The organism is Bacteroidales bacterium, from assembly GCA_012517825.1.
Taxonomy (GTDB): domain Bacteria; phylum Bacteroidota; class Bacteroidia; order Bacteroidales; family JAAYUG01; genus JAAYUG01.
Genome location: JAAYUG010000138.1, coordinates 1 through 24,642, shown reverse-complemented (window position 1 = coordinate 24,642; position 24,642 = coordinate 1). Strand labels below are relative to the sequence as shown.

Sequence of the window (24,642 nt, the reverse complement as noted above, 5' to 3'; positions counted from 1 at the left end):
ATATGCATTTACCAATTGATCACAAACATAAGTTGTTTTCCGGAATCGGCAAACCATACCGGCATGCAGGAAAGTTGCACAGGACGCTTTCCCCACCGGTACCTGTGGGTGCCATAGGCAAGCTGAGCTGAAACTATACCGATTGCAGCACCTCCAAGTACATCAGTAATCCAGTGCCGGTTATTCATGATTCGTAATAATCCCGTAGCGGATGCTATGGTATATCCTCCGATACTGTACCAGATGCTTTTGTCGCCAAACTCCCTGTGAAAGCAGGTAGCAACAGCAAAAGCCCTGGCTGTATGGCCCGAAGGAAAGGAATTGCGCGTGCTGCTGTCGGGCCGGAGTACCCGTGTGGTGTACTTGAGCGGTTCTACAAGAATTTCTGTAAACAGCTGGGACTTCAGAAACAGAAGAGTCGTATTCAGAAGGTCATTTCTGCCTTTCACCCCGGCCAGATGAAGAGCATAAGCACCGGCCGCCGGAACAGCCCACAAACCATCATCCATATGCGTTCTGAATCCGGGGAAACCGGATTGAACTGCATCACGAACCTTGATTCTGTTCAGCGGAGAATTATCAGGAATGGTGAAAAGAGAAGCCGTAAACAATGCCACCGGTGCCGCATAAGTCCTAAGTTCATGCTTCTTCTTCATGTGCGAATAGGTTAAGGAATCTGATGACATACATAAACAAACTGCACAATGAATAAAAGCGCATGCCACGGTAAAAAGAATCCGTCTGAACAGGTATACAGGCATTGGAACGAGCAAAGGTGCAAAATAATAAAATATTCAATGAATCAATATTTCCGTCATAAGGTGATCTAAATCATCATTGTTCCGGATTTTGGAATTAAAAGATTTTATAACTTGGCGATTAAACCAATGATTGAAAAATGAAAGATTAGTATCTTTATCATGAAAAAACCACTGGTACTTGTAGTTGACGATTCGTTTCTCAACCGGAAATTCATATCGGACGCTCTTTCATTTGAAGACATCGATGTACTGGAGGCCGGTAGCGGAATAGAAGCTCTTGAAATACTGGAAACCGAGAATCCGTCAGTTATTTTTCTTGATATTATGATGCCGGTAATGGATGGCATGCAATTCATTGAGGAGATGAGAAAACGGGGAAAGGCGATCCCCGTAATTGTGGTAACAGCCGATAGTTCACTGCACACAAGACAGAAATTATTTGAACTGGGGATTGATAAGATTCTTTACAAACCGGTACGATACGATGAAATAATCAATATTGCGCGGAATCTGGAACAACAATGTTCAAAATCATAGAAAAAATGAAAAAGAAACCTGTCATATTCATTGTGGAAGATGATCCCGGCCTGAACAAATTGTACACAGTCTTTTTGACCAATAAGGAAATGGGTGAAATTCACTCCTGTTTGACGGGTGAGGAATGCCTTGAAAAACTTAAAACTCTCAGGCCCGATATTGTTGTTCAGGATTTTGAACTTCCGGGTATCAATGGAATTGAAACAATGATTGAGGTAAAAAAAATCAGTCCCGGTACGAAATTCATTTTTATGTCGGGTCAGACCAGTATAAAAATAGCGGTTGAGGCCCTGAAGCTCGGGGCATATGATTATATTGTGAAAGACCCATACGCAAAAGAGAATCTGGCTAATAAAATCAAACAGATAGTAACGATCGAAAAGCTGGGGGAAGAAACAAAACGGTCGAAGAAACTGATGATTCTGTTTATCATTGTTGCCGCACTGGCATGGATTACTTTCCTCGTGCAATTCCTGTTTTTCCGCTAAATGACTTTTTTAAAGCCACAGGTCGAAAAGATGTATAACAATCATCAACACATCTTCGGAAAATGAATAATCTGAAGATTAGCAAGGAACTTGAAGGAATTGTGAACATCCTTCCTCATCCGATGATCTTATTAAGAAATGTTAACGAACATTTTGTGCTAATCCGGTCCAACCAGCAGGCTGCTGCCATTTTTCAAATCAAAGACCAGCGGGAAGATTTAAAAACTTTTAATGAACTGTTTCCCCAGTTGGCCAATCTGAAAATAGAAAGCGAATTGTTGCAGGTTCTGACGAAGAATACCCTCTGGCGTAACAAAGCTCTCACTTTATCGGATGATAAAAATGCGCGAATATATGATACCATGGCGTTCAGGGTCACTGCCACCATCCTCGGCATGGTATTCCACGATATAACCGATCAACGAAATACAGAAATTGAACTTATTGAACAGCAGAAGTTTATCAATGCCATATACCAGGTAGCTCCGGTGGGGTTAATCATTGCCGATCACGACTCGGCTCTGATTAGGGATATGAATATTGAAGCACTACGTATGTTCGAAGGGAAACGGCACATGATTACAGGAAAAAAAATTGATGATTTTCTGATTCCCGGTGATAACGAAGATAAGACCTCAGGAGAAATTCAGGAAGGGACTTTCAGAAAACAGGACGGAAAGACTTTGCCGGTGCTTTTCAGGAAGTCGGATATTCATTTACAGAATACCTATTATACCATTTATGGTTTTGTTGATATCAGCCTTCTGAAAGAAGCTGAAAAAGAACTGCAGAAAGCCAAGGAAACAGCGGAAAGTGCCAGCAAGACCAAGAGTCAGTTTCTTGCCACCATAAGCCATGAATTACGGACACCAATGAATGCCATCATCGGGATTTCCGGAATGTTGGTAAAATATCAGAATGACAACCTAACGCCAAAGCAGACCGAAGCATTGCAGATGATTCATCAAAGCGGTACACATCTGCTTGAACTTATAAACGACATTCTGGATCTTTCGAGAATTGAAGCCGGCAAGATGGTCATAACCTATGAAACAGTGTACCTGAGTTCCATACTGACCGAGATAAAGGATATTATTAAAGGCCTGCTGAAAGGGAAACCTATCAGATTTGATATTAATATTGCCGACAATGTTCCCAAAACCCTGATTACTGACAGAAAAAAACTGCATCAGATTTTGATTAATTTATTGGGAAATTCAGTGAAATTTACCGAAAAAGGGTTAATATCACTTACTGTTTCTAACGAAAATGAGCGTATATATTTTGCTGTCAGCGATACAGGAATCGGAATAAAAAAGGAAGACCAGAAAATCATTTTTGACGAATTCAGGCAGGCAGATGGTTCAGCTACAAGAAAGCACCAGGGTACAGGGCTTGGGTTGAGCATTACCAGGAAGCTGGTTACCATGCTGGGCGGAGAAATTGGTGTTGAAAGTGAGCCAGGGGTTGGTACCACCATGCGTTTCTGGCTTCCTGTGCTTTCGGAAGAGCAAATACGGGAACTTGGCAGAAATACAGAAAGAGCAATTGAACTGGCCAAGAAGAGGGTTCTGGTGATAGAAAAAGATTCAGGATACAGAAATTCCCTTATTGATTACCTGATTCAGAGCGGATATGATGTTGAACCCGCCGAAAACGGATTCCAGGGTTTAAAGAAAACGGTTCAGATTCTGCCTGACATTTTGTTGATAGGTAATGATATTGAAGGGATTTCCTGCATGGAATTTTTAAGGAAGCTGATTCTTGACGGGCGGTTGAGCAGAATCCCGGTCGTTATTCTTGGAGAATGTCCTGACGAAAGGCTTACCGGGCAGGTACGATCGGTGTTTTCTAAAAACCAGCCTTATGCAACATTGCGAAAAATACTGGAAGAACAATGCAAGCCGAGGCTTCTTCTTGCCTGCACAGATGATATTTTGAACCATACCTTGCTGACCATGCTCGGGAAAAAATACTCCATTATTGTATCCGGACAGGAAGATACTGTTGAAAAAGCATCCGCTTTCTTTCCCGAATTGACGATTATCGACCAGGATTCTTTTGGTGAGAAAACAGATTCCCTGATTGCAGAAATTGTTGAAAAACGGCCAGTAAACGACACCAGTCCATTTCTGTTTTTTGTAAGCAACGAAACAAAGGCTATCAATACAACTGCTCTTGAACGCATTCATCATGATATTCTGAAAAAGCCGGTAAGTGAAAGCACTTTACTGCAGATTATCGAGCAAAATCTAAGACTATATGGAAAATAGAAGCACAATTCTGGTGGTTGATGATGAGCCTGCCAACATCTTCCTGCTGGAAGGGCTGCTGAGCGAGCTCGGTTATCAGGTGCAGACAGCCATGAACGGGCCGGAGGCTCTTCAGAGTCTGGAAAAACAACTACCTGATGCCATCCTGCTGGATGTAATGATGCCGGGAATGAGCGGGCTGGATGTACTGGAAGTCCTTCAGCAGAAAGAAGAAACCCGCGAAATTCCGGTGCTGATGGTTACGGCAAAAACCGGACCGGAAGATGTGGAAGAAGCATTAAAAAAAGGAGCCCAGGACTATATAAAGAAACCTGTTAATGAGACGGAGCTTCTGGCAAGGCTTAAGACAGCCCTTCGCATCAAATACCAGGCAGATACATTGCGAAACATGTTGCGGTCGAAGGAGGAGTTTATCCGTATTGTAGCCCATGATCTGCGGACTCCTCTGTCAACAATATCAGGATTTGCCGAAATGATCCTGATGAGTATTTCAGGCAATGAACCACAAAGTGAAGAAATTAAAAATTACCTGCAGATTATAGTTGAAACAACGCACAACATCAGCGAATATTTTAACAAACTTCTGAGTTGGGCCAACCTGGGTTCACGGGGAATCGAACTCTCCCGTGAGGAAATCCCCATTTCCCGTTTGCTGAACACAACAGCTCTGATGTTCAGGAAGAAAGCGGAAGAAAAGCAGCAGACCATTCAGGTGAATATCAAAAATGAATTTTTGTTGTCAGCCGATATCACATTTATGAGCCAGGTCCTAAACAATCTGGTTGGCAATGCCATCAAGTTTACACCCGATGGGGGAACAATAACCGTACAGGCCATGGAGGAGAATGGCAAACGGTACATCTCTGTCAGAGACACAGGAGTAGGTATGGAAAAAGTGAACCCCGAAGAGTTTTTTAAGGAAGAATTTCACAAATCTACCCGCGGAACACGAGGGGAGAAAGGCTCGGGGGTCGGTCTGCGCATTTGCAAGATGATTCTGGATGCCCATGGTTTTGGAATTACGTTCCGGTCAGAAAAAGGAAAAGGCACTGAGTTTATTATCTCGATTGAATGATAAGATTTGTCTCACTTCACAACTTGCATCAGCCGGTGACATGAAAATAAACAGTATTTGCTTTTTGTTTTTTTTGAGTTTCATTCTGTTCGTTCCTGTTACAACAACAGCTCAGATGGCAGGATCAGATCTGGAAAAGCAGGCGATTCAGGAAGCAGAAAAAGGAAACCAGGCTATTGCACTGGATTTGTACAGTAAGGCGGGATATGCATACTGGTCGGGTGGAAACATAGAAAAAGCAATTCAGGTTTTCGGCGAGGGACTCCGGTATGCTGCCGAACTGAACAACCGAAATGCACTGATTACCCTCAATAACAATCTGGCCCTTCTTTATACCGGGAAGGAAGACTATCAGAATGCCCTTCGTTTTTTCCAGAAAGCATATGAACTGATACGGCAATTGCGCACAAACCGGGAACAGGCAGAAGCCCTCATGAATATCGCCTCAGCCCATGAAGGGCTTAAGGACTATGAACAGGCGACAAAAATTGCCCAGGAGGCGATGCGGATTGCGCAGGAAGAGCAGGACCTCCGTTTAATGAGGAAAGGATACGGTCTGCTGGCCTCCTGTTATGAAAAACTTGGCAAATCAGATCAGGCTTTTCAGTATTTCGAGCAATTTTCGGCACTGGACCGGCAGATCAAGGCAGAGGAATATCAGTCCATCCGTAAAGAGGCAGATACCAAAGTAGCAATAGCCGAACAGGAACTTTCCAAAACAGCAGGACGTCTCAAAGAAACTTCCGATTCGCTTGAAGTGGTGGCGCGATTAGCCCAGTTACAGAAAATGGAAATCGAATTGCGGACATCACAGCTTCGCGAAAAAGAAGCCCAACTGAAGTATGAGCGATATATCCGCCGCACCATGTTTGCTGGTGCAGCAGGAATTCTCCTGTTTCTCCTTTTAGTTAGCGTGATGCTAATTCTGAAAGTCCGTGACAACAAAAGGCTTCGCGAACAGAAAAGGAAGATCGAAGAACAAAATCTTCAGATTCAAAAGCAGAACGAACTGCTTGACCTGCAGAACCGCAATATTAAAGACAGTATTCATTATGCAAACACCATCCAGAAGGCCATTTTACCCTCTGAGGATGAAATAAGCGAAATATCCTCTTCAGCAGTTTTATACCTGCCTAAAGACATTGTATCGGGCGATTTTTACTGGTTCTCGCGCCGGGGCAATGAAGCAGTGTTTGCCGTCGCTGATTGCACCGGCCATGGCGTTCCGGGCGCCTTCATGTCAATGATAGGCAGCATGTTACTGAATGAAATTGTGAATGAACAGAATATCATGGATCCTGAAAAAATCCTTCAGGAACTTGATCAAAGGCTTTTTTATGCCCTGCGCCAGGAAACTTCTGAAAATACTGATGGTATGGATATCGCAATTCTCAAAGCTGACTTATCAGATAACCGAACCTGGAATATAAGTTTTGCCGGGGCAAAACGGCCAATGATGTATTGCAGTGATGGACTTTATCACATAATTGAAGGTGACAAAAATTCACTGGGAGGGTTTGGCAGAAAATCCGAAAAAAAAACATTTACCTCGCATCACGTTGTTCTTCAGCCAAATGATGAATTTGTACTGTATACTGACGGTATTACAGACCAGCCAGATAAAAACCGAAAAAGATTTGGGTTGCAACGATTTCAGGATTTCCTTGCCGGGCATATAAACATGCCTCCTGAAGAAAAAATAGCGCAACTCAGGGATGAACTGAAACAGTTTACTGCTGAACCCCAACGCGATGACATAACAGTTTGGATAGTCAAACTTCGATAACTGCACATGAAACACAATTCATCAACAACCCCGGTTATGAGTTACCAGGGACCTTTCTTTATGGATCTCCTGGCTGCAACCTCCAACTGGATCAGAAGCAGTATGCTCTTTCATGTAAGAGTAAAACTGAAAGTGCATAAGATTTTTATTGAACTTGCCCAGAATGTTGCCCACTATTCTGCAGAAAGGACCGATACGGGAACTGAAATATACGGCACTTGCGGTATAGGGCGATTTGATATTTTTACCGATGAAGAATATGTCTATATTCAGACCTCCAACCTTATTTTGCATGAGCACGGACCCATCCTTGCCGGTTATTGCCATCAGATTAACGGCATGGAACCGGAACAATTGAAGGCTTTTAAGGCGGCAAACCGTAATCACAGGGAAATGAAAACCTCAGCGGCCCATATTGGCCTGATCCATGTCGGAATCATTTCGGAGCAACCGCTGGATTTTCAGATTGAAGAAAAAGACGATAAATTTTCTATGTTTACGGTCACGGCAAAAGTTAAAACAACCGAAGAAAATTAACCGGACATGAAGGATCTTGTATTGCTTACTTCTCCGGAAACACCTTATTTTCCTGAAATAAGGTGTTATTACAATTCGGCAGAATGCAGGATAATGGGAGAATCTTACATGGAAGATGCCCGTAAATTCTACAATCCCATAACAGAATGGATTCAGCAAATGCTGGAATCTGAGGGTAAGATCAAATTATCTGTCCGTTTGATCTATTTTAACACAAGCACCTCACGCACATTGCTACAGATGTTGAAAATGCTTGCATTGTACAGGCAAAAAGGCGCAAACATTCAGATAGAATGGTCTTATCCGGCAGAGGACCCGGATCTTAAAAATGACATTGAAGACCTGTGCCAGGAAGCAGGGATTGATGCACACCTGATCCCAATGTAAAACAACCCCTCAGTCTTCACAGCATACCCGGGCACATGGATTTTCAATTTCCCACACGCGGACTCGCTTTTAATGTAATGGCGAAACCAGCAGGATCGGCCTGCAATTTGCGGTGTTCCTATTGTTACTATCTGGAAAAGAGGACCCTTTATGAAGGGCAGGCCCTGCGAATGTCAACAGCACCCTTGAAGAATTTATAAGACAATTTATTGAAGCACAAAAAATACCCGTGGTGACGTTTGTCTGGCAGGGAGGAGAACCTTCGCTGGCGGGCATCGAATTATACAAAACCGTTGTTTTGAAAAACAACTGCAATTCGGAAAGGCAAAGTTGACAACCCTTCCCCGTTATTATCTGAAGTGTGAGTACCGCTTCGCCTGCCATGGCGAGTGTCCTAAGCACAGGTGGGAGAAAACTCCTGACGGAGAAGAAGGCTTGAATTAATTGTGTGCTGCATACAAAATATTCTTCCGGCATGTGCATCCGTACATGCAATACATGGCCGACCAACTGGCAAAAAAACAGGCTCCGGCCAATGTAATGGCCTGGATTAAACACAACGAGCAGGATAAGATGGCAAAACAGAAAAAACAATTGTCTGTCGGCCGCAATAATCCCTGTTCCCTCCGGCAGCGGGAAAAAATTTAAAAACTTTTGTATGGGGAAGTTTACAACCTGAACTTTTTGATATCCTCTTTCATCCTCTCCAGATCGGTGAGCCAGTCCTCAATGTCCTGCTCGTGTTCCAGTTCTTCGTTCAGAATGGTTGTCGCCATCTGGTGGGTGGTATGGTCCTTTCCGTTGGTAAAATCAGCAATCTCCTTGTACCGCTGGATAGCACAACGTTCACCTTTCAGGTTTTGCTGAAGAATTACCTCCACATAAGGATCGACGGGAGCATCGTAGGCGCAACGGGCAAACCTGGGCCAGTCAGCTGGATTCAGCACCGGCGTACCGCCCAGCTGGATGATGCGATCAACGACAAGCACAGCATGATTGAGCTCCTGTGTGGCATGGAGAAGGAGTTCCGGTTCGATCTCACTCCGCATGGGACCTTCCATCAGCTTCGCCCCGATCCAGTACTGATAATAGGCAAGCCACTCCTCGCAAAGTGCCGCATTGAGCATCTCGAGAAGTTTTTTGATGTCCAGATCCAGAATTTCAACAGCGTGTCGTCCCATAAATATCTCTTTAATTGGTTTGTATAAAGGTACTTATTTTTATGGTTTTTTGGTAATAATGGTTCTGATGGGGAAAGGAATTTCAATTCCAGCTTCTCTGAATCGTTTATGCAGAAGTTTTACAAAAGCATGTTTAACCAGGAACTGCTGGGAATGCTCCTGCACCCTCAGAACAGCAGTGAAATTGATACTGCTTTCGCCGAAAGTATGGAACCGTACTACCGGTTCAAAGGTACTGACACCGCCTTCAACGGTTTTCAATATTTCCCGCGCTGTTTCAATGGTAATTTTTTCCACCAGATCAAGGTCACTATCGTAAGCCACGCCGATATCAACCGTAACCGGCACTTCTCTGTCGGGAAGATGGGTATTGATCACAATAGCCTCTGCCAGCTTAGCGTTGGGAATAATGACCAGGTTGTTGGCCAGCTGGCGAACCAAAGTACTTCTCCAGGAGATGTCCATCACATATCCTTCTATTCCGGAATCGAGGCGTATAAAATCGCCTACCCTGACCTTCTTGGTTGCGAGAATATGCAGTCCGGAAAAAAAATTCGAGAGAGTAGGCTGAAGGGCCAGGGCAACTGCCAAACCTCCTACACCCAGAGCAGTCAGCAAAGGGGTTATGGATATGCCGATGGATTGCAGAGCGATTAAAAATCCGACTGCGATAATCGTTATCCGGGTGCTGTTCAGTACAATACTGGAAGGAACCGATTTGTCGTCTTTTGTTTCACCTGCTATCCAGCGTGTTACAATGCGGGAGAGATAGATGGTAAACACAAGGATCGCTCCCACTTTCACCGTTTTATGCAACACATCCAGCAGGCCGGGTTTAAGGGTTACGTAATTAAATCCTATATGAATGGCCAGCAGGACAAACAGGGGAAGCAGAATGCCTTTCAGGCTCTGAATAATCAGGTCATCTCCTTTCCATTTTGTTCGGGAAGTAAGGTGCAGAAGCTTTGTCAGCACAATCTGTTCGATAAGCCAGCCGATTAAAGCGCCGCCGGCTACAATGGAAAGAAAAATGAGCAACTCTTTTAGTCTGTCAGGATGACTGGCAACATCAATAACCATAATGCGAAGAAATTTGTCTGGTGCAAAGATAAATTTTAACCCATTCTTTGCATTGGAAAAATTCAAAAGGTATGCAGTAAAGCAGCATTAACCTCACTCTATTCGCTGCTGCTGAATTAACAAGGCGATTATTCCCGGGGATGGCTCCTTACTTCGTTTTTCGACTCAGGGATAAATGGGAAAATCCCTTCCGGCACTCTAAGAAACCCACAAAAAAACTTGTTTTTGGTAAGGAAGAAAATATATTTGCACCATTTACCAAAATCATGTAATCCGCTGCTCATGGTTAACCTGAAAAGTTCTTTACAGTTCCTGGTTTTGGGCATTTTTTGCATTAGCGTGGCCGTTTCAAACACGGTCAACGCTGCAGACAGGGATTCAGTCGTGGTCCGCAGCATTTATTCAGAAGCATTGACAAGCCGCATAGCCTATAACAATCTGCTTCTTTTATGCCGACAGGCACCAGGCAGGCTGAGCGGTTCTCCGCAGCTAAATACGGCCGTTCAGTTAACCAGGCAATTTCTGCTGGAAGCCGGGGCTGATACAGTGTATCTTCAGCCTGTACTGATACCCAACTGGAAACCCGGACAAACAGAAGCACATGTTTTAAACGGCAACCGGAAAGTTGCCCTGCACGCCCTCCCGTTGGGAAATTCTGTTCCTTCCCCGGCAGAAGGTATCACTGCTTCCGTGGTTGAGGTGCATTCCTTTGATGAACTGAATGCACTGGGCAGGGAAAGGGTATCGGGACGTATTGTTTTCTACAACAGGCCGATGGATCCCACCCTCATCAACACATTTGCCGCCTATGGGCGAGCTGCTGATCAGCGTGTTTCCGGCGCATCAAAGGCGGCGGCATTAGGAGCAGTTGCCGTTCTGGTACGCTCGCTTACCCTGGCCAGTGATACTTTCCCCCATACAGGACAAATGCGCTATCAGGAAGGAATAGCCAAAATTCCTGCAATTGCTGTTGCAACACGCGATGCCGACAGTATAAGCTGCTGGCTGAAACAAAACCCGGATGTGCAGGTCTTTATCAAAACCACCTGCCGGCCGGCGGGCGACACTGCCGGATATAATGTTATTGGTGAAATCAGGGGAAAAAATCCCGCAAAGGGCATCCTGCTTACCGGAGGGCATCTTGACGCCTGGTACAATACGCCGGGGGCGCACGATGACGGAGCAGGATGCATACAGTCCATCGAGGTTATCCGCTTATTCCATACCCTTGGCATCAGGCCGGAGCATACCATACGGGCTGTATTGTTTATGGATGAAGAAATTACCCAGACCGGGGGAAGGAAATATGCCCAGACTGCAACCCTGGAAAAGGAAAACCATCTGATAGCCCTTGAATCGGACCGCGGCGGCCTGTTGCCCGTTGGCTTTACATTTGACTGCAATGAAAAGGATCTGGAAATACTTCAGAAATTAAAACCGTATTTTGAGCCATACCGGACCGACACATTCTTAAAAGGCGGTTCAGGGACTGATGTGGCACCATTGCGATCTTCTGCCCGGATTCTGGCCGGACTGCTTACCGACAGCCAGAGGTATTTCGATTATCACCATTCTGCCTACGATACTCCCGATCATGTCAACATAAGAGAATTGCAATTGGGAAGTGCGGCAATTGCATCTTTGTTTTATCTGATGGACAGGAGGTTTTGATTTCTTTATCAGGAAAACCAAAAAAGGTTTCGCATCACAAGGAAATGTGCCAAACAAAATCAGTCCCGAAGAATTTGTATCAATTTGAAAAAAAAACTTTTAGTTTTGCGCAAAAATTAATTTATGGATAAAGTATCTGACATTTCGAGAGGAAGTTTTGTACGTTACAACGGTGAACTTGCCGTAGTGCTTGAATATGAACACAGGACACCCGGAAACCTTCGGGCTTTTTATCAGGTGAAAATGCGCAATATTAAAAGCGGCAGGCTTATTGAGCAGCGGTTCAGGCCCGATGATGAAATCGAGATTGTCAGGGTTCATTTCAAGGAACATCAGTTTCTGTATCTTGACGGAGACAATGCTGTTTTTATGGACAATGAAACCTTTGAACAGATAACATTGGGCAAGGAAGCTATTGGTGAAGGGTTTAAGTTTCTGAAGGAAGGGATGAACGTTTCCATATATTTTGACGGCGACGAGCCCATTTATGCCGAACTTCCGGTTACGGTTGAACTGGAAGTTACATACACCGAACCCGGACTGCGCGGGGATACTGCAACCCGTACCCTGAAGCCTGCAACCCTTGAAAACGGAGCTGAAGTCAAAGTACCTCTGTTTGTCAATGTGGGCGATAGAATCAAGGTCGATACCCGCACCGGCGAATACATTGAACGGGCCTGAGATATTTATTCCGGGTTAAACCTTTTCAGTCCTGAGTGATTTCTTCGTCTTCCGGCTCAATGGCCGACCAGTTTTCATTTCGTTTGATACGGGTAACCTGCATTTCGGAAATAGCAAAAAGCTTTGCGATAACTTTTTGCTTTATTCCCCTGCGCAGCATCGATTTGAGCAATTTCACATCTTCCGGCCTTAACTTGGCATTCCTCCGTAACACTTTGTTTGATTTCCTGTATTCTTCAAGATATCGCTCAAACATTCTTCTGTAGGCTTCTTCGCGGGTAACCCACTTCAGGTTCTTATAGTAATTGTTCCCTTTGTTACCGTCGAGATGAATCACCACCGTCTGATCCTCCGATTCCCGCGGAACAAACGCTTCGGCTGTAAGCTTATGGATCAGAAAAGTACGGGGCTTCCCTCCTGTCCGGATGCTCACTATTCTAAATCCGCGGATAACACCAGGCCTGAGTATCCTTCCTTTTTCCTTATCGAAACAAAAACTTTTCACCCGACCGTAGTTACTTATTTCATACCTGCGATCAGCGTAAGGAATTTCCTTCCAGACTTCATCAGCAATTTTTCGTAGTTTACGGCCTTTTGCCATTAAATCCCGGGATTTTCGACAGCAAATATAAAAAATTTATAAGCTCTGATGCCGCACACATCGAAATTTCAGACATATAAGTACTATTTTTCTCTAATTAACTTATTATCAGAACAGTTTTGCCTTTCCATGGTCTATTTTAACCGTGTTTATCTACCGGGAAGGCTTTTTACCAGAACAACCTTTCTTCCCCGGGTGTCAAACGCATTGAGAATCAGCATGCAATTTCTGCAATCTGCGGGAATGCCGATTTGCTTTACAACCGTTTCCTCATTTACCGGAATGAAGGGTTCCCAGTAATAGAAGACCGAAGGTTTGGGTTCAGATTTCGCGGCAGGTGCCGTAGAGACTCCCTTTCTTGTTGTAATTTCTACAATTCCGATGCTGTTCAGTCCGGTATATTTATGAATGTCATTTACGTTGGTCGAAACATTTATATTTTCCACATCTTCAGTCGGAATTTGCTGAAGGATGGAAATATCGGTTCCGAAAGGAACTCCGTCAATAACAATCAATGCTCCCTGCTGGGAATAATAGGAATTGCTGGACCCGATAAAAACTATCTGATTGTTGATAATCTGGTAATTCTTCTTTTGCTTGATGATTTCCAGAATGGAAATTCCCGGAGGATATTTAGGAAAGTCAGAAGACACATTGGCGGGAACCACAGTCTGATTGTTTCGCCGGGATTCCTTTCTTCCGGAAGAATAAAAACGGCTGGAGGAAAATGTATTTTTCCGGAAAGTTTCCCTGGCGGCCTGGCTCAGTTTTTTATCAAACGGTGCATCCCATTGAATCTGATACGGTTTTTTTCCGGCCAGTTCGGGAGCATATACCGAAATTTTCCCGCCTTGTTCAGGAACAAATGGTTCAAACCGAAAATATCCCTTGTCATCGGTAACTTTTTCGGTTATTTTGCCTCCGGAACTTTTCATTTGCACCCTGGTTCCTGCCAGGCCATTTCCATTTTTGTCCCGTAAATATCCGGCCAGAAAATCCTGGCTTTCGTACGGAAGCTTTTCTTCAGGAAGGGTTGTGATGGATTTCCATGACAGAAAAGGGTGTGAATATCCGCAGAGCCACAGATCAACATTACTCATTGAAGAAGAATCAGCATCCAACGGAATGCCGGTAAGTCCGGGCAAAGAAACAGGGGACTGATGGAACTGACTGAAAACATGCTGTCCTGCCCAGGCAGATCTGTCGGTAACAGATAAAATCAAGGAAGCAGGAATTGTTTTACCATCAGGTTCCACCGTCCTGAAACGTGTTTCGATGGATTTTCTGTCGGATGAAAGCTCTGCACTGGTGTCAATCCGTAGCCCGTCTCCTCTGACATAAAACCAGCGTTCTGCTCCCACCTGTCCGTTTTCATCAAAAACCAAAACACGAGCCAAACCCGACGGAATGCCGTCCAATGGCACGCTGATCACCTGGCCTGGTTCTGCCTGGGTAAAGCTGTAGATAAAGCCGTTGGATTCAAGAAGAAACAAAAGTTTACCGCATTCAAATCCCGGCGATTTCAACAAGGCAAAACGTGCTTTTTGCGGCGTGTTCTCCAGCAACTGCAGGAGGATTCCCTTATGCGAATCAGGAATGGCAAAGGTTTTCCTTCGTCCGTCGGGCGTCTTAAAAGTAAAGAAATAGTTTTTCCCTTCCCTCGGGGTAAGACTGAACACAGCTGTTCCCGGGCCGACCGGCTGGACCGAGCTTAAGAATGTCCCGGCATTATCGGTAATTTCACCGCTGATATCCCCCACAGGCAGGGAATCAAGGGTAAGGGTAACTCTGACCTTATTGGAAACACCCCGAATCAGGCTTCCGCTTTCAGGATAGAATGAGACACTGGCCTGATTTTCCGTAATCTGAACAGGCAGTTCGGCTGTCAGTTTTTTCCCTTTTACCGAAGTACTGACAACCAGCCTTCCCTCACCCCGGATGCCCATTGGTACAGAAATAACAACCAATGCCTTGTTATTTATGTCGGCTGGTACTTTGCCACTGTAAATTTTCTTCCTATCCACCCTCATTTCTATGGAAAACTGCGTTCCGGCAGGAAGTTCTCCTTTCCACGCAACCAGGCTGATCATAGCCTGCAGTGGGATTTCAGGCGAAACCACCGGTGATGCAGCATTGATCAGAATCTCGTATTCCGGTTCTGCTTCTCTGGTAATATAAAGCGGAATAGCTTCCAAATGTTCCGGTTCCCCGTTTTTCATCCAACTCGTATAGGCATAAAGCACATACTGTCCGGGCGGAATATCTCCGGGAACCCTCACCTCTCCTGCATAGACATCTTCCTCCAGTTTTTCCTGAACAAAATAAACAGACTGCCCTTCTTCATTGTAAAGTTGAAGAAAAAGGCTCCTGCTGAGGCGTGAGGCAGAATTCAACGGATCCCTGCTAATGACAGCCGCAAAAGGCACCTTTGAACCCGGGGTGGTAACATTCATTGCGGGAACAAACCATATACTTTCCCGCGGATACCTTGTATAATACTGATGAAGCGAACTGCTGATCCGGCTAACCTGATCCGATTGCCCTGATACCAGACCAGGCAGCATGAGTAAACATATCAGGGTTCCAAAGATTTTGATTTTCATCATAATAAAATTAATTTTTAATGGTATGATGGAACCCACATGTTCGGCATTTTATTACCGCTGTGTTCGTGTTTGCAAAACATGTGGGTTTCATATTGTTGATTATTAAGGTTTCACTTCTCTACTATCATGGGTTCAGGGGAATCTGGTTGCGTATTTTTTGCTGCAATCTGGCAACAGCCTCATCGAGTCGTATTTCCGGTTCGATGGTGTTAAATCCTTCCCAGAAAGAAGGGTCGTAGTCCTTGATCTGGTTGATATGGATATCGGATACTTTGCTGATTTCGTTGCCCCTGAAACGTTTAACTCCGGAGGTATCCATACCTGTAATCACCAGATCGGAAGTGGTACGGTACAGGGAGTTAAAGAAGGCTCTCCTGGCTCTTGCCCTCACATCGAGTTCGGTATGTACCGAGGCAAGTACTCTCCCTCCCCTGACATCCTTGTAACGCACTGTATAATATGTTCTTACAGGTCGCACGTTATATCCCGCCGGAGATTTCTTTATCAGAAGGCTCCGGGCGTATTTTATGCCGGTTTCAGACAGGCCAAATCGGGCTTCTTCAATGGAAAGAGAGGCCACATCGATGAATATTTTTCCTGCATAAAGAGCATCCTGCACCCCGGGCTTCTGGTCGAATGAAATGACATAAAGGTCACGATCTCCTGAGCGGGTAAATCCTTCAAATGTATAGGTGTAATAAGGAAAATAGTCTTCCTGAAGAAAAGAGGCGGGATTTTTCGCAATATCGAGCAGAAGAGAATTGAAAAGACCTCCTTCCACCCGGTAGCTGATCCGTTCTGTTTCATAGGAATTTTCCTGCTTTCTGCCTTTCAACAGTTTAATCTGATCGTTGTCCCAGACATTGGAATAGGATGATTTATAGATCCGGGTGACTGATTCGGAGAGGGCAATGCATTTATCATCCTTCCATGTAATCTCCCTGAAATATCCTGTGAGATAAACGGGAATACCCAAAAAACGTTCAGGAACAGATTTGACAGCAAGGGAAATCAGATTTGTCGGATCGGTTGGTCTGACAACAACTTCCCGTATGGAAATGCGAACAGGATTCAGCTGAACCTCCTTTTCTCCGTTTGCCAGAATAGCGGAAGGGAGGGAAATGCTTTCGTAACCAACGCAGGAAACAGTAAGAGCGGAGTCCAAATATTCAGAGGGTATTTTCAGGCTAAAAACGCCTTCTTCATTGGTAATGGTTCCGGTATTGGTCCCTGACAACACAGCAGAAGCAAAGGGAACAGGCCGCCTGCTTTTCCCGTCTGTCACCTTTCCTCTGATTTCGATGTACATCGGATTTTTCGTTATTTCACCAGCGGGAACATTCCGCCGGAAAATGGCGATCTGCCTTCCGCGGGCGACAAAACCCACCGGAATATCATGAAATATCTGGCTGAGGACCTCATTGACCGTCTGTCCGCCGAAATGCACTGCTACTTTATCTGAAACCGGAACCCTGGTAGGATCATAGGAGAAATTGATACCGGTTCGGGAGTGAATTGTATCCAGCAAATCAGAAACAACAATGGAGGAAGAGGAGAAAAACACAGTATCGTTAAATACTGACTGGGCAATCAGATTATTAGCCGGCAGAGAAAACAGCAGAAAAAAACAACAGATCAGACACCGGTTTTTCATCAGAATCAATTGCTTTTCAATGGCATGACGAAACCCACATGTTGGTGATTTTATCAGAGCTGTGCCTGTGTTTGTGTTTTGAAAACATGTGGGTTTCATAGCTCTTTATTAAGAAACCATTGATTATGGTTCTGAGGAGAACAGACGATACGTATTCCCTCCGGAAAACTCTATGGATAGTCCAAGAGTAGCCTGAAGCACGGCAAGCACATCAGGGAGCTGTTCATCAACATAGCGGGCAGTAAGCTTGTAGCCGGAAATATCTGTGCCGGCATGGTCAAATGTTATTCCATAGCACTGTTCAATATCCGCCAGAGCTGAATCGAGGGGGGTATCCCTGAAAACAAGAATCCGGGTTTTCCAGGAAAGATAGTTTGTTCGGACAAATTTATCCTTCCTTTCAACAACGGAACCAGGGTTTGCCTTTGCGTATGATCCGGATGGCAGAATAACCGACTGCACACTGCTGTTAACGGGTGTCAGGCTGACTTTCCCTTCCGAAACCAACACTTCGGTTTCGTTGCTTCGGGTAATTGTTTTCACATTAAAAGAGGTTCCGAGAACTCTCACAATGGCCGCCCGGGTGACAATTTCAAAAGGATGCAGGCTGTCGTGCTTTACCTGAAAGAAAGCTTCACCGCTCAGGATGCAGGTTCTGTTTTTCTCCCTGCCGTACTCAAATGTCAACGAACTGTTCCGGTTAAGCCATATTTCCGAACCATCGGGCAAGATCTGATGGACTATGTTATCTGTCGAAAGGAGCGCAATCTTTTCGGAAGAACCAGCCGGCAGGGACTTCAGCAGGTAAAATGCACCGATGGCAATGACCAGGATGGCGGCCACTGCAGCAGCCATCCGGTAAACCTTTTTGATGAAAACAATACGCGGGGCAGGATAATCAGTCAGCCTTTCCTCCGTGCACTCCAGGTCCCGTTCCCTGTTTTCCGCAAATGCCGGATGATAAGCCCCCGCCAGTTCCCACAGGCGTTCCGTCTGTTCATAATATTTTCTGTGATCATCTGATTCATTCAGCCATTGCTGCAATTTCACCTCTTCATCAGAGGTTGTTTCGTTAATTAAATGCCTGATTATCAGATCATCATACTCTAAAGTCTGTTTCATTTCTGTCTTTTTCACCTTTCAATATGACAATTCAGTTTCCTAATACCCTATAATACGTTAACAAAAGCCATCATCCTAAAGAAGAGCAAGCAGGAGCAAAACCGTCAGGAAGTTTTTCAAAGCAATGCGGAGGATACGGAGGGCTTCTGACATATGTGCTTCCACGGTCTTGACTGATATCTTCAGTTCATCGGCTACTTCGCGGTACTTTTTCCCTTCAAACCGTATTTTCTCAAAAATTAAACGGGTACGTCCGGGGAGTTTTTCAAGAACTGACAGCAGGGTTTCGTACAGTTCTCCTTCTTCGGCAAGTGCATCCGGTTGGACGGGTTGTTCCGTGTCTGATTCAGAAATCTTCAGGTGGGTGCGTTCAACAATGCTGTTATGTTTAATGTAATTGAGACTGGCATGCAGTACTGACCGGTAAAGATATGCCGACAACGAAGTATGAATGGTAATTTCGTTTCTTTTCTCCCAGAGATGAACAAACAATTCCTGTACAATTTCCCTTGCGGCCTCCTGATTCCTGACTTTCGAAAAGGCATACATACACAAAGGAACATAATGCCTGTTAAAGAGCTCCCTGAAATCATTCCTGTTTTCCGGCAATGACGCTTCAGGTGATTTAGGCTGGCTGGTCATAAATGCATATACGCTTAAAAAATCAAATTTAGATTAAGTTTCGGGAAGGACAAAACAGAATGCGACAAATGAAAGAGTGGCGATTTTTTATCGTTCATTTTCATTACATTCGCATACAATATTTTTTCAACCATGAAAAACTATCCTGCTTTCAGTATTATTCTGTTTGCTTTTGTTCTTTCTTCCTGCGGTGGCAAATCTTCACAGGAAAGTACTGTCCAGGGAAATCTGATGGCGGAAGAAGACACCCTGCATGCTTCGCCGATTTTATATCAGATTGCCCTGCCGGTTGACATGATCCAGATATTCGAAAAAGCTGGTATTCATTACAACAAAGACTTACTGAATCCGGTCAGCAAAGCAGATGATTACTCCCAATCAGGTTTAGCTGCCATCAATCTGGGCATATACGGAATTGATCTTGGTTACATTAAGCTCTTTGGTGATGCCCAGGCTGCCGTTAAATATTTCAACGCTATCCGCAAGCTCGCCTTGCAACTTGGTATTCCTGAAGAATACCTGGCAGTTTCCCGGGAACGTTTTGAAAAGAATCTCGGGAACAGGGATTCTCTTACCCGCTTTATCAATGATGTTTATAAAAGCTCCGATGAGTATCTTAAGAAGGCGGGCCGGCCTGAGGCGGCTTCGCTCATTGTTATGGGAGGCTGGATTGAATCGCTTTATATTACCTGCCAATCGTGGTTAAAGCAAAACCAGACCGAATTGCTGGCCAGAAGGATTGCCTCCCAGAAATATACGCTCAATAGCCTGATCAGCCTGCTTTCCAATTATGCCGGAGAACCGGACGTATCGCAGTACCTGCTAATGCTGAAGATTCTTAAAAAATCCTTTGATAAGGTAAACATTCTTTACCCACAGGGGAAGGTTGACCTGGATACTATCAACAAGGTTATTCTTTCAGAGGAATATAAAATTGATGTTGATGAGAATACCATCCGCGAAATTTCAACGCTGGTGACCAACATACGGCAGGAACTGGTTGATTAGACAGGGTATTGGGACAACCCAACGCTTCCTCTTTCACCTCCTTTTCGACATTCACTGATAAGCTATTGCATTACCGGCAGTTTGATTTATTTTTACGCATTCATAAAAGTCTGAAAGCGGATGGAGATACTTTTTTATGATTGCTTTGCCGGCATCAGCGGAGACATGAATCTTGCCGCCATGCTCGACCTGGGAGTTCCGAAAGATTACCTTGAATCGGAGCTCAGAAAACTGGGGGAACTTCCGTTTGAGTTCAGGATCAGCCGGCAAAAGAAAAACGGCATTGAAGGCACTCTGGTTGATGTTGTGCTGACGCAGGAAAAAAGTGTTCTGGCATCGGATCATCATCATGAGGAACATCGCAGCTGGAAAGAAATTAAAAGAATGATTGAAAGCAGTACGCTTTCGGATGAAATAAAGGATCTGAGCATAAGGATATTTGAGCGGATTGCCGTTGCAGAAGCCAAAGTGCATGGGGTTTCAGTTGAAAACGTTCATTTTCATGAAGTCGGTGCCGTCGACTCCATTGTGGATATTGTGGGTGCTGCCGTATGTTATCATTATTTTAAGCCGGATGCTGTCTATGCCACTCCTCCCAGGCTTGGAGGGGGGTTCGCAAATACGGCCCATGGGAAACTGCCGGTTCCTGCTCCGGCCACCGCTGAAATTCTCAAAGACATTCCTGTACTCACCGGAGGATTTCCCTTTGAAACCACTACCCCTACCGGCGCAGCTATTCTGGCTGAACTGGCGGATAAATTCACCCTTGAAACCCATCTGACCATTCATAAAACAGGTTATGGCGCAGGCCATCGTCAGACAGAAATACCCAATCTGCTCAGGGTATACCTTGCTGCAGTGCCTGAATTGGAGCACAGCCCCCGGTGGTGGATGATTGAATGCAATATTGATGACATGAATCCGGAAATGTATGATTACCTTATCGAGCGGATTCTGGCCCTGGGGGCTGACGACGTGTTCCTTACGCCGATTATTATGAAGAAATCCCGGCCTGCCATAACTCTCAGCGTTTTATGTTCCGAACATATTACCGATGCTGTTGCCAGTTTTATTCTTGCAGAGACAACTTCGCTGGGTATAAGAAAGTTTCCTGTTTCAAAGGCAATGCTTCAGCGTAAAACAGAAGAAATTTCCATTCCGGCCGGTAAGGTGCGCATCAAACATGCCGTGCATAACGGAAAGATTCTGCGCAGCAAGCCCGAATTTGATGACTGCAGGCGCCTGGCTTCGGAAAAGAATATTCCTCTGAGTGAAATTTACCGCCAGATAAATGAAGTACTCTATTCGCGATAGTTCATGCTGATCAACGACCATACAGGATATCAGGCGCTTTATGAACGGCTGAGGCAGTTCGGATCACTGGCTGTGGCTTTTTCGGGGGGAGTTGACAGCACATTTCTTCTGAAGGCAGCCAGCGATGCCCTGGCAGGAAAAGTTCTTGCCCTGACTGTGTCGGCACCGTACATACCCCAATGGGAAATAAAGGAGGCTTCTGAACTTGCCTCCATGATGCAGGTTCCTCACCTCATTATTCCGGTGGAAATCCTTCCAGCTCTTAGCAATAACCCGCCGGAACGCTGCTACATTTGCAAGAAGGCATTGTTTGGCAGACTAATTGAAGAAGCCCAGAAACAAGGATACCAGCATATTGCTGACGGCACAAACGCCGATGATGCCTGTGACATCCGGCCCGGCCGCAAGGCATTGAAGGAACTGAATGTACACAGTCCGCTGCTTGAAGCCGGACTCGGGAAGGAAGAAATCAGAAAATTATCAGCCATTCTTGGCCTTCCCACAGCGGGCAAACCGGCATACGCCTGTCTGCTTACACGGATTCCCCACAACACCCGTGTAACTGAAGACGCGCTCAGAATCATTGAAGAAGCCGAAAGGTATCTTCATTCAGCAGGATTCCCTGATGTACGCGTCAGACATCACGGAGATATCGCCCGGATTGAGGTACCGCAACACATCATGCCCCGGCTGGTTTCTTCGGCCCAACTGGCAAAGATCACAGCCCACCTGAAATATCTTGGTTACCGTTATGTAACCCTTGATCTGGAAGGATACCGCAAACCCGTCCCTCCGGAACAAAAAACATAATTCCATAAAGAGATTACCAATCCAAAAAATTCCCGATATGTCACCTGAAGAAATCAAAAAACTTCTGCAGGAAGTTAGCGAAGGCAGAATTTCTCCCGATGAAGCCTACCACACCCTGAGGGATATGCCTTACCGTGATCTGGGGTTTGCAAAAATTGACAACCACCGCGAAATGCGCACCGGCTACCCTGAAGTAATATTCTGTTCAGGAAAGACTGTGGAACAGGTGCGGGATATTGTTGCATTTATGCTCACAAAAGATACCAATATTCTGGCTACCAGAGCCACGCCCGAAATGTATGAAGCGGTGCAGAACATATGCAAGGAAGCCGTTTATCATCCGCTGGCGCGCACCATTACCATCAAAAAAAAGGAACCGGAATTGCCTTCCACCTATATTGCAGTAGTTACCGCAGGAACATCCGATATTCCGATAGCCGAGGAAGCGGCAATAACAGCCGAGATTTTCGGTAACCGGGTAGAACGGATATTCGATGTAGGTGTAGCCGGCATCCACAGGCTGGTTGACAATCTTCCCAGAATACGGGATGCGCGGATTGTGGTGGTTATTGCGGGAATGGAAGGGGCGTTGCCCAGCATTGTTGCCGGGTTAATCTCCCGCCCGGTCATTGCCGTACCGACAAGCATAGGCTATGGAGCTAATTTTCAGGGGCTTTCAGCTCTTCTGGGCATGCTCACCAGCTGTTCGTCAGGCATTGCGGTGGTCAATATTGACAATGGATTTGGAGCGGGATTTTTTGCCAGCATGATCAATAAATTATAAGGGACCATGGTTCCGGAAAAAGCACTCTTGCCGCTTTTCTACAATGCTCCGGTACAGTATTTCACCAAGTTCTTTCTGCACGCCAGCATAGTGATTGAAAAGCATTCGAACTACAACCGTCAGACCTACCTCAACCGGTGTATTATTCTGAGCGCAAACGGTCGCCTTTCGCTGAGCATTCCTGTAATTACCGGAAACCAACCCAACCCCCGCTACACCGATGTAAGAATTGATTATACCAAACGCTGGAACCTCGTTCACTGGAGAGCCATTGAATCGGCCTACCGGAACGCCCCGTTTTTTTTGTATTACGCTGACGCCTTTCATGACCTGTACGGGAAAAAAATTCCGGGCCTGTGGGACTGGAACCTGTCGCTTTTAAAGACCACCCTGCAGATTCTCGACATCAACAGCCAGGTAGATTTTTCGGAACGGTGGGAGACCAGCCGGAACGATATGGCCGATTACCGGAACACCATGCACCCCAAGCCGTTGCATCAGAAAGAGGATCCCTGCTTCAAACCGGTGCCATACTACCAGGTATTTCAGGAACGTTACGGATTTGTTCCCAATCTCAGCATCCTTGATCTGATTTTTAATGCAGGGCCTGATGCACCGGAGATACTAAAAGCTTCGGTTGTTCAATAACGAAGGGGATCAAACAAATAACAGCCCATTGGCGCAATGCACCAACCGGCAGTTCATAAAAAAGAGGATGACCGTTATTCTTCCGGCCATCCTCACCTGTAATCAGCGCACAGGACAGAAAGTTTAAAAGCGGAAACCAATGGTAGCCATTATCCTGGATGTGTTCTGTTTCAGCTGGCTGTAATATTCCACTCCGTTATCTCCTTCAAAACCGGCATAATACATTGAGTGGCGAAAATCGCGCATTGCATATGCATAAGCAAAATCAACAAACATACTGCCGGAACGCACTCCAAAACCAGTTGAAAGGATGGACTGGGAAGCTTTGGCATTCAGTTGCCCCGATGCATAGGGACTTCCGTAATGCGCATACCCTGCTCTCAATGCGAGGTTCCCCAGTTTCAGTTCTCCGCCAAGCCGCAAATTGCCGGCCGACTTGTAATAATCCTGAATGTTCTTGTTGATATCATCATAGTTATCCAGGTCACCGTCGATTTTTGCCGTTGTGTAATCAATCAGCTCGTAATCAGCACTTAAGATGCCTACTTTCCCGAACTGTAAACCACCGCTGAAGACCATTCGTAACGGAGTAACAACCCGGTAATCAGTAACGGTTACACCCGAACGGGCACTCATGGAAGACGGATTTCCTGAATCAAAATTCGACTTCATGGAAGTGGAAAATTCGCTTTCCAGATTATAGAACGTAGGCAGATGCAGTGAAAAACCAAGCCTTACCATTTCTACCGGTTTGGCAATGATTCCGAATTTGGCCGTAAAACCTGTTCCGCGGGTATAAAAGTATTCGCTGAACGTAAATGACTGGAAATAATCAATGGTATTGTTTGCATCCCACTCGGTATGCACCTTGCTCTCGTCATATAACAGGCGGTTCAGGCCGAGTGACATTCCAATATACAGCATATGGCTATAATTGGCACCAAAGGTGAGGGAATATTCGTCAATGCCGCCTTTGGTAACAATGTGACGTTCCTG

General features: G+C 45.2%; 23 protein-coding genes and 1 pseudogene. 15 read left to right on the top strand and 9 right to left on the bottom strand.

What is annotated here, in order from left to right:
• Window positions 1–8: 8 nt before the first annotated feature.
• The gene (locus tag GX419_09825) at window positions 9–656 is read right to left on the bottom strand and encodes a phosphatase PAP2 family protein (protein ID NLI24991.1); all 648 of its coding nucleotides are present in this window, start codon (window positions 654–656) and stop codon (window positions 9–11) included.
• A 264-nt stretch (window positions 657–920) separates the two neighbouring features.
• On the opposite strand from GX419_09825, the gene GX419_09820 reads away from it, so the two are divergent.
• The 8 genes and pseudogenes from GX419_09820 (at window position 921) to GX419_09785 (ending at window position 8,523) form a co-directional block, all read left to right on the top strand.
• Window positions 921–1,298 (top strand): response regulator, encoded by a 378-nt coding sequence (locus tag GX419_09820; protein NLI24990.1) that lies wholly within the window; start codon window positions 921–923, stop codon window positions 1,296–1,298.
• A 5-nt stretch (window positions 1,299–1,303) separates the two neighbouring features.
• The gene (locus GX419_09815) at window positions 1,304–1,786 is read left to right on the top strand and encodes a response regulator (protein ID NLI24989.1); all 483 of its coding nucleotides are present in this window, start codon (window positions 1,304–1,306) and stop codon (window positions 1,784–1,786) included.
• A 62-nt stretch (window positions 1,787–1,848) separates the two neighbouring features.
• Entirely contained in the window at window positions 1,849–4,059 is a 2,211-nt protein-coding gene (locus tag GX419_09810) for a hypothetical protein (GenBank protein NLI24988.1), read from the top strand.
• Window positions 4,049–5,134 (top strand): hybrid sensor histidine kinase/response regulator, encoded by a 1,086-nt coding sequence (locus GX419_09805; GenBank protein NLI24987.1) that lies wholly within the window; start codon window positions 4,049–4,051, stop codon window positions 5,132–5,134. The genes GX419_09810 and GX419_09805 overlap by 11 nt, the downstream gene beginning before the upstream one ends.
• Window positions 5,135–5,249: 115 nt before the next feature.
• Window positions 5,250–6,920 carry a SpoIIE family protein phosphatase gene (locus GX419_09800; GenBank protein ID NLI24986.1) on the top strand — a complete coding sequence of 557 codons (1,671 nt, stop codon included), beginning with the start codon at window positions 5,250–5,252 and terminating at the stop codon, window positions 6,918–6,920.
• A gap of 6 nt (window positions 6,921–6,926) precedes the next feature.
• Entirely contained in the window at window positions 6,927–7,457 is a 531-nt protein-coding gene (locus GX419_09795) for a hypothetical protein (protein NLI24985.1), read from the top strand.
• 6 nt (window positions 7,458–7,463) lie between these two features.
• Entirely contained in the window at window positions 7,464–7,844 is a 381-nt protein-coding gene (locus tag GX419_09790) for a DUF1987 domain-containing protein (protein ID NLI24984.1), read from the top strand.
• A gap of 35 nt (window positions 7,845–7,879) precedes the next feature.
• A pseudogene (locus tag GX419_09785) lies at window positions 7,880–8,523 on the top strand (hypothetical protein).
• Here GX419_09785 and GX419_09780 read toward each other — a convergent pair.
• On the bottom strand, window positions 8,513–9,025 hold the full coding sequence (locus GX419_09780) for a ferritin (GenBank protein NLI24983.1): 513 nt from the start codon (window positions 9,023–9,025) through the stop codon (window positions 8,513–8,515). The pseudogene GX419_09785 and the gene GX419_09780 overlap by 11 nt on opposite strands.
• A gap of 39 nt (window positions 9,026–9,064) precedes the next feature.
• Entirely contained in the window at window positions 9,065–10,105 is a 1,041-nt protein-coding gene (locus tag GX419_09775) for a mechanosensitive ion channel family protein (protein NLI24982.1), read from the bottom strand.
• Window positions 10,106–10,489: 384 nt separating this feature from the next.
• Here GX419_09775 and GX419_09770 point away from each other — a divergent pair, with 384 nt between their 5' ends.
• A complete protein-coding gene (locus GX419_09770) occupies window positions 10,490–11,776 on the top strand; it encodes a M20/M25/M40 family metallo-hydrolase (GenBank protein NLI24981.1) in 1,287 nt (428 codons plus the stop codon).
• A 123-nt stretch (window positions 11,777–11,899) separates the two neighbouring features.
• Entirely contained in the window at window positions 11,900–12,457 is a 558-nt protein-coding gene (gene efp / locus GX419_09765) for an elongation factor P (protein ID NLI24980.1), read from the top strand.
• Between the two features lie 25 nt (window positions 12,458–12,482).
• Here efp and GX419_09760 read toward each other — a convergent pair whose 3' ends face one another.
• The 5 genes from GX419_09760 to GX419_09740 all read right to left on the bottom strand — a co-directional run bounded on the left by GX419_09760 (window position 12,483) and on the right by GX419_09740 (window position 19,082).
• Window positions 12,483–13,058: a hypothetical protein gene (locus GX419_09760; protein NLI24979.1), complete on the bottom strand. Its 576-nt coding sequence runs from the start codon at window positions 13,056–13,058 to the stop codon at window positions 12,483–12,485.
• 149 nt (window positions 13,059–13,207) lie between these two features.
• A complete protein-coding gene (locus tag GX419_09755) occupies window positions 13,208–15,664 on the bottom strand; it encodes a hypothetical protein (GenBank protein ID NLI24978.1) in 2,457 nt (818 codons plus the stop codon).
• A 124-nt stretch (window positions 15,665–15,788) separates the two neighbouring features.
• Window positions 15,789–17,318, bottom strand: a complete 1,530-nt coding sequence (locus GX419_09750; GenBank protein NLI24977.1) for a hypothetical protein — start codon at window positions 17,316–17,318, stop codon at window positions 15,789–15,791.
• Between the two features lie 123 nt (window positions 17,319–17,441).
• Window positions 17,442–18,440 carry a DUF4974 domain-containing protein gene (locus GX419_09745; protein NLI24976.1) on the bottom strand — a complete coding sequence of 333 codons (999 nt, stop codon included), beginning with the start codon at window positions 18,438–18,440 and terminating at the stop codon, window positions 17,442–17,444.
• Between the two features lie 75 nt (window positions 18,441–18,515).
• Window positions 18,516–19,082 (bottom strand): RNA polymerase sigma-70 factor, encoded by a 567-nt coding sequence (locus GX419_09740; GenBank protein NLI24975.1) that lies wholly within the window; start codon window positions 19,080–19,082, stop codon window positions 18,516–18,518.
• 132 nt (window positions 19,083–19,214) lie between these two features.
• On the opposite strand from GX419_09740, the gene GX419_09735 reads away from it, so the two are divergent.
• The 5 genes from GX419_09735 (at window position 19,215) to GX419_09715 (ending at window position 23,646) form a co-directional block, all read left to right on the top strand.
• Window positions 19,215–20,090: a hypothetical protein gene (locus GX419_09735; protein ID NLI24974.1), complete on the top strand. Its 876-nt coding sequence runs from the start codon at window positions 19,215–19,217 to the stop codon at window positions 20,088–20,090.
• A gap of 120 nt (window positions 20,091–20,210) precedes the next feature.
• Window positions 20,211–21,404 carry a nickel pincer cofactor biosynthesis protein LarC gene (larC, locus tag GX419_09730; GenBank protein ID NLI24973.1) on the top strand — a complete coding sequence of 398 codons (1,194 nt, stop codon included), beginning with the start codon at window positions 20,211–20,213 and terminating at the stop codon, window positions 21,402–21,404.
• Between the two features lie 3 nt (window positions 21,405–21,407).
• Window positions 21,408–22,214, top strand: coding sequence for an ATP-dependent sacrificial sulfur transferase LarE (larE, locus tag GX419_09725; GenBank protein ID NLI24972.1), 807 nt, complete (start codon window positions 21,408–21,410; stop codon window positions 22,212–22,214).
• A 37-nt stretch (window positions 22,215–22,251) separates the two neighbouring features.
• Window positions 22,252–22,998 carry a nickel pincer cofactor biosynthesis protein LarB gene (gene larB, locus GX419_09720; protein NLI24971.1) on the top strand — a complete coding sequence of 249 codons (747 nt, stop codon included), beginning with the start codon at window positions 22,252–22,254 and terminating at the stop codon, window positions 22,996–22,998.
• A 6-nt stretch (window positions 22,999–23,004) separates the two neighbouring features.
• Window positions 23,005–23,646 (top strand): WbqC family protein, encoded by a 642-nt coding sequence (locus tag GX419_09715; protein NLI24970.1) that lies wholly within the window; start codon window positions 23,005–23,007, stop codon window positions 23,644–23,646.
• Between the two features lie 123 nt (window positions 23,647–23,769).
• On the opposite strand, the gene GX419_09710 is transcribed toward GX419_09715, so the two are convergent.
• The coding region (locus tag GX419_09710; protein NLI24969.1) for a hypothetical protein at window positions 23,770–24,642 on the bottom strand (873 nt) is incomplete at its 5' end.

What these genes read in the sequence shown, in the direction of transcription:
- GX419_09825 (NLI24991.1), bottom strand. Translation starts at nt 656, where the DNA reads ATGAAGAAGAAGCATGAACTTAGGACTTATGCGGCACCGGTGGCATTG.
- GX419_09820 (NLI24990.1), top strand. Translation starts at nt 921, where the DNA reads ATGAAAAAACCACTGGTACTTGTAGTTGACGATTCGTTTCTCAACCGG.
- GX419_09815 (NLI24989.1), top strand. Translation starts at nt 1,304, where the DNA reads ATGAAAAAGAAACCTGTCATATTCATTGTGGAAGATGATCCCGGCCTG.
- GX419_09810 (NLI24988.1), top strand. Translation starts at nt 1,849, where the DNA reads ATGAATAATCTGAAGATTAGCAAGGAACTTGAAGGAATTGTGAACATC.
- GX419_09805 (NLI24987.1), top strand. Translation starts at nt 4,049, where the DNA reads ATGGAAAATAGAAGCACAATTCTGGTGGTTGATGATGAGCCTGCCAAC.
- GX419_09800 (NLI24986.1), top strand. Translation starts at nt 5,250, where the DNA reads ATGGCAGGATCAGATCTGGAAAAGCAGGCGATTCAGGAAGCAGAAAAA.
- GX419_09795 (NLI24985.1), top strand. Translation starts at nt 6,927, where the DNA reads ATGAAACACAATTCATCAACAACCCCGGTTATGAGTTACCAGGGACCT.
- GX419_09790 (NLI24984.1), top strand. Translation starts at nt 7,464, where the DNA reads ATGAAGGATCTTGTATTGCTTACTTCTCCGGAAACACCTTATTTTCCT.
- GX419_09780 (NLI24983.1), bottom strand. Translation starts at nt 9,025, where the DNA reads ATGGGACGACACGCTGTTGAAATTCTGGATCTGGACATCAAAAAACTT.
- GX419_09775 (NLI24982.1), bottom strand. Translation starts at nt 10,105, where the DNA reads ATGGTTATTGATGTTGCCAGTCATCCTGACAGACTAAAAGAGTTGCTC.
- efp (NLI24980.1), top strand. Translation starts at nt 11,900, where the DNA reads ATGGATAAAGTATCTGACATTTCGAGAGGAAGTTTTGTACGTTACAAC.
- GX419_09760 (NLI24979.1), bottom strand. Translation starts at nt 13,058, where the DNA reads ATGGCAAAAGGCCGTAAACTACGAAAAATTGCTGATGAAGTCTGGAAG.
- GX419_09755 (NLI24978.1), bottom strand. Translation starts at nt 15,664, where the DNA reads ATGATGAAAATCAAAATCTTTGGAACCCTGATATGTTTACTCATGCTG.
- GX419_09750 (NLI24977.1), bottom strand. Translation starts at nt 17,318, where the DNA reads ATGAAAAACCGGTGTCTGATCTGTTGTTTTTTTCTGCTGTTTTCTCTG.
- GX419_09745 (NLI24976.1), bottom strand. Translation starts at nt 18,440, where the DNA reads ATGAAACAGACTTTAGAGTATGATGATCTGATAATCAGGCATTTAATT.
- GX419_09740 (NLI24975.1), bottom strand. Translation starts at nt 19,082, where the DNA reads ATGACCAGCCAGCCTAAATCACCTGAAGCGTCATTGCCGGAAAACAGG.
- GX419_09735 (NLI24974.1), top strand. Translation starts at nt 19,215, where the DNA reads ATGAAAAACTATCCTGCTTTCAGTATTATTCTGTTTGCTTTTGTTCTT.
- larC (NLI24973.1), top strand. Translation starts at nt 20,211, where the DNA reads ATGGAGATACTTTTTTATGATTGCTTTGCCGGCATCAGCGGAGACATG.
- larE (NLI24972.1), top strand. Translation starts at nt 21,408, where the DNA reads ATGCTGATCAACGACCATACAGGATATCAGGCGCTTTATGAACGGCTG.
- larB (NLI24971.1), top strand. Translation starts at nt 22,252, where the DNA reads ATGTCACCTGAAGAAATCAAAAAACTTCTGCAGGAAGTTAGCGAAGGC.
- GX419_09715 (NLI24970.1), top strand. Translation starts at nt 23,005, where the DNA reads ATGGTTCCGGAAAAAGCACTCTTGCCGCTTTTCTACAATGCTCCGGTA.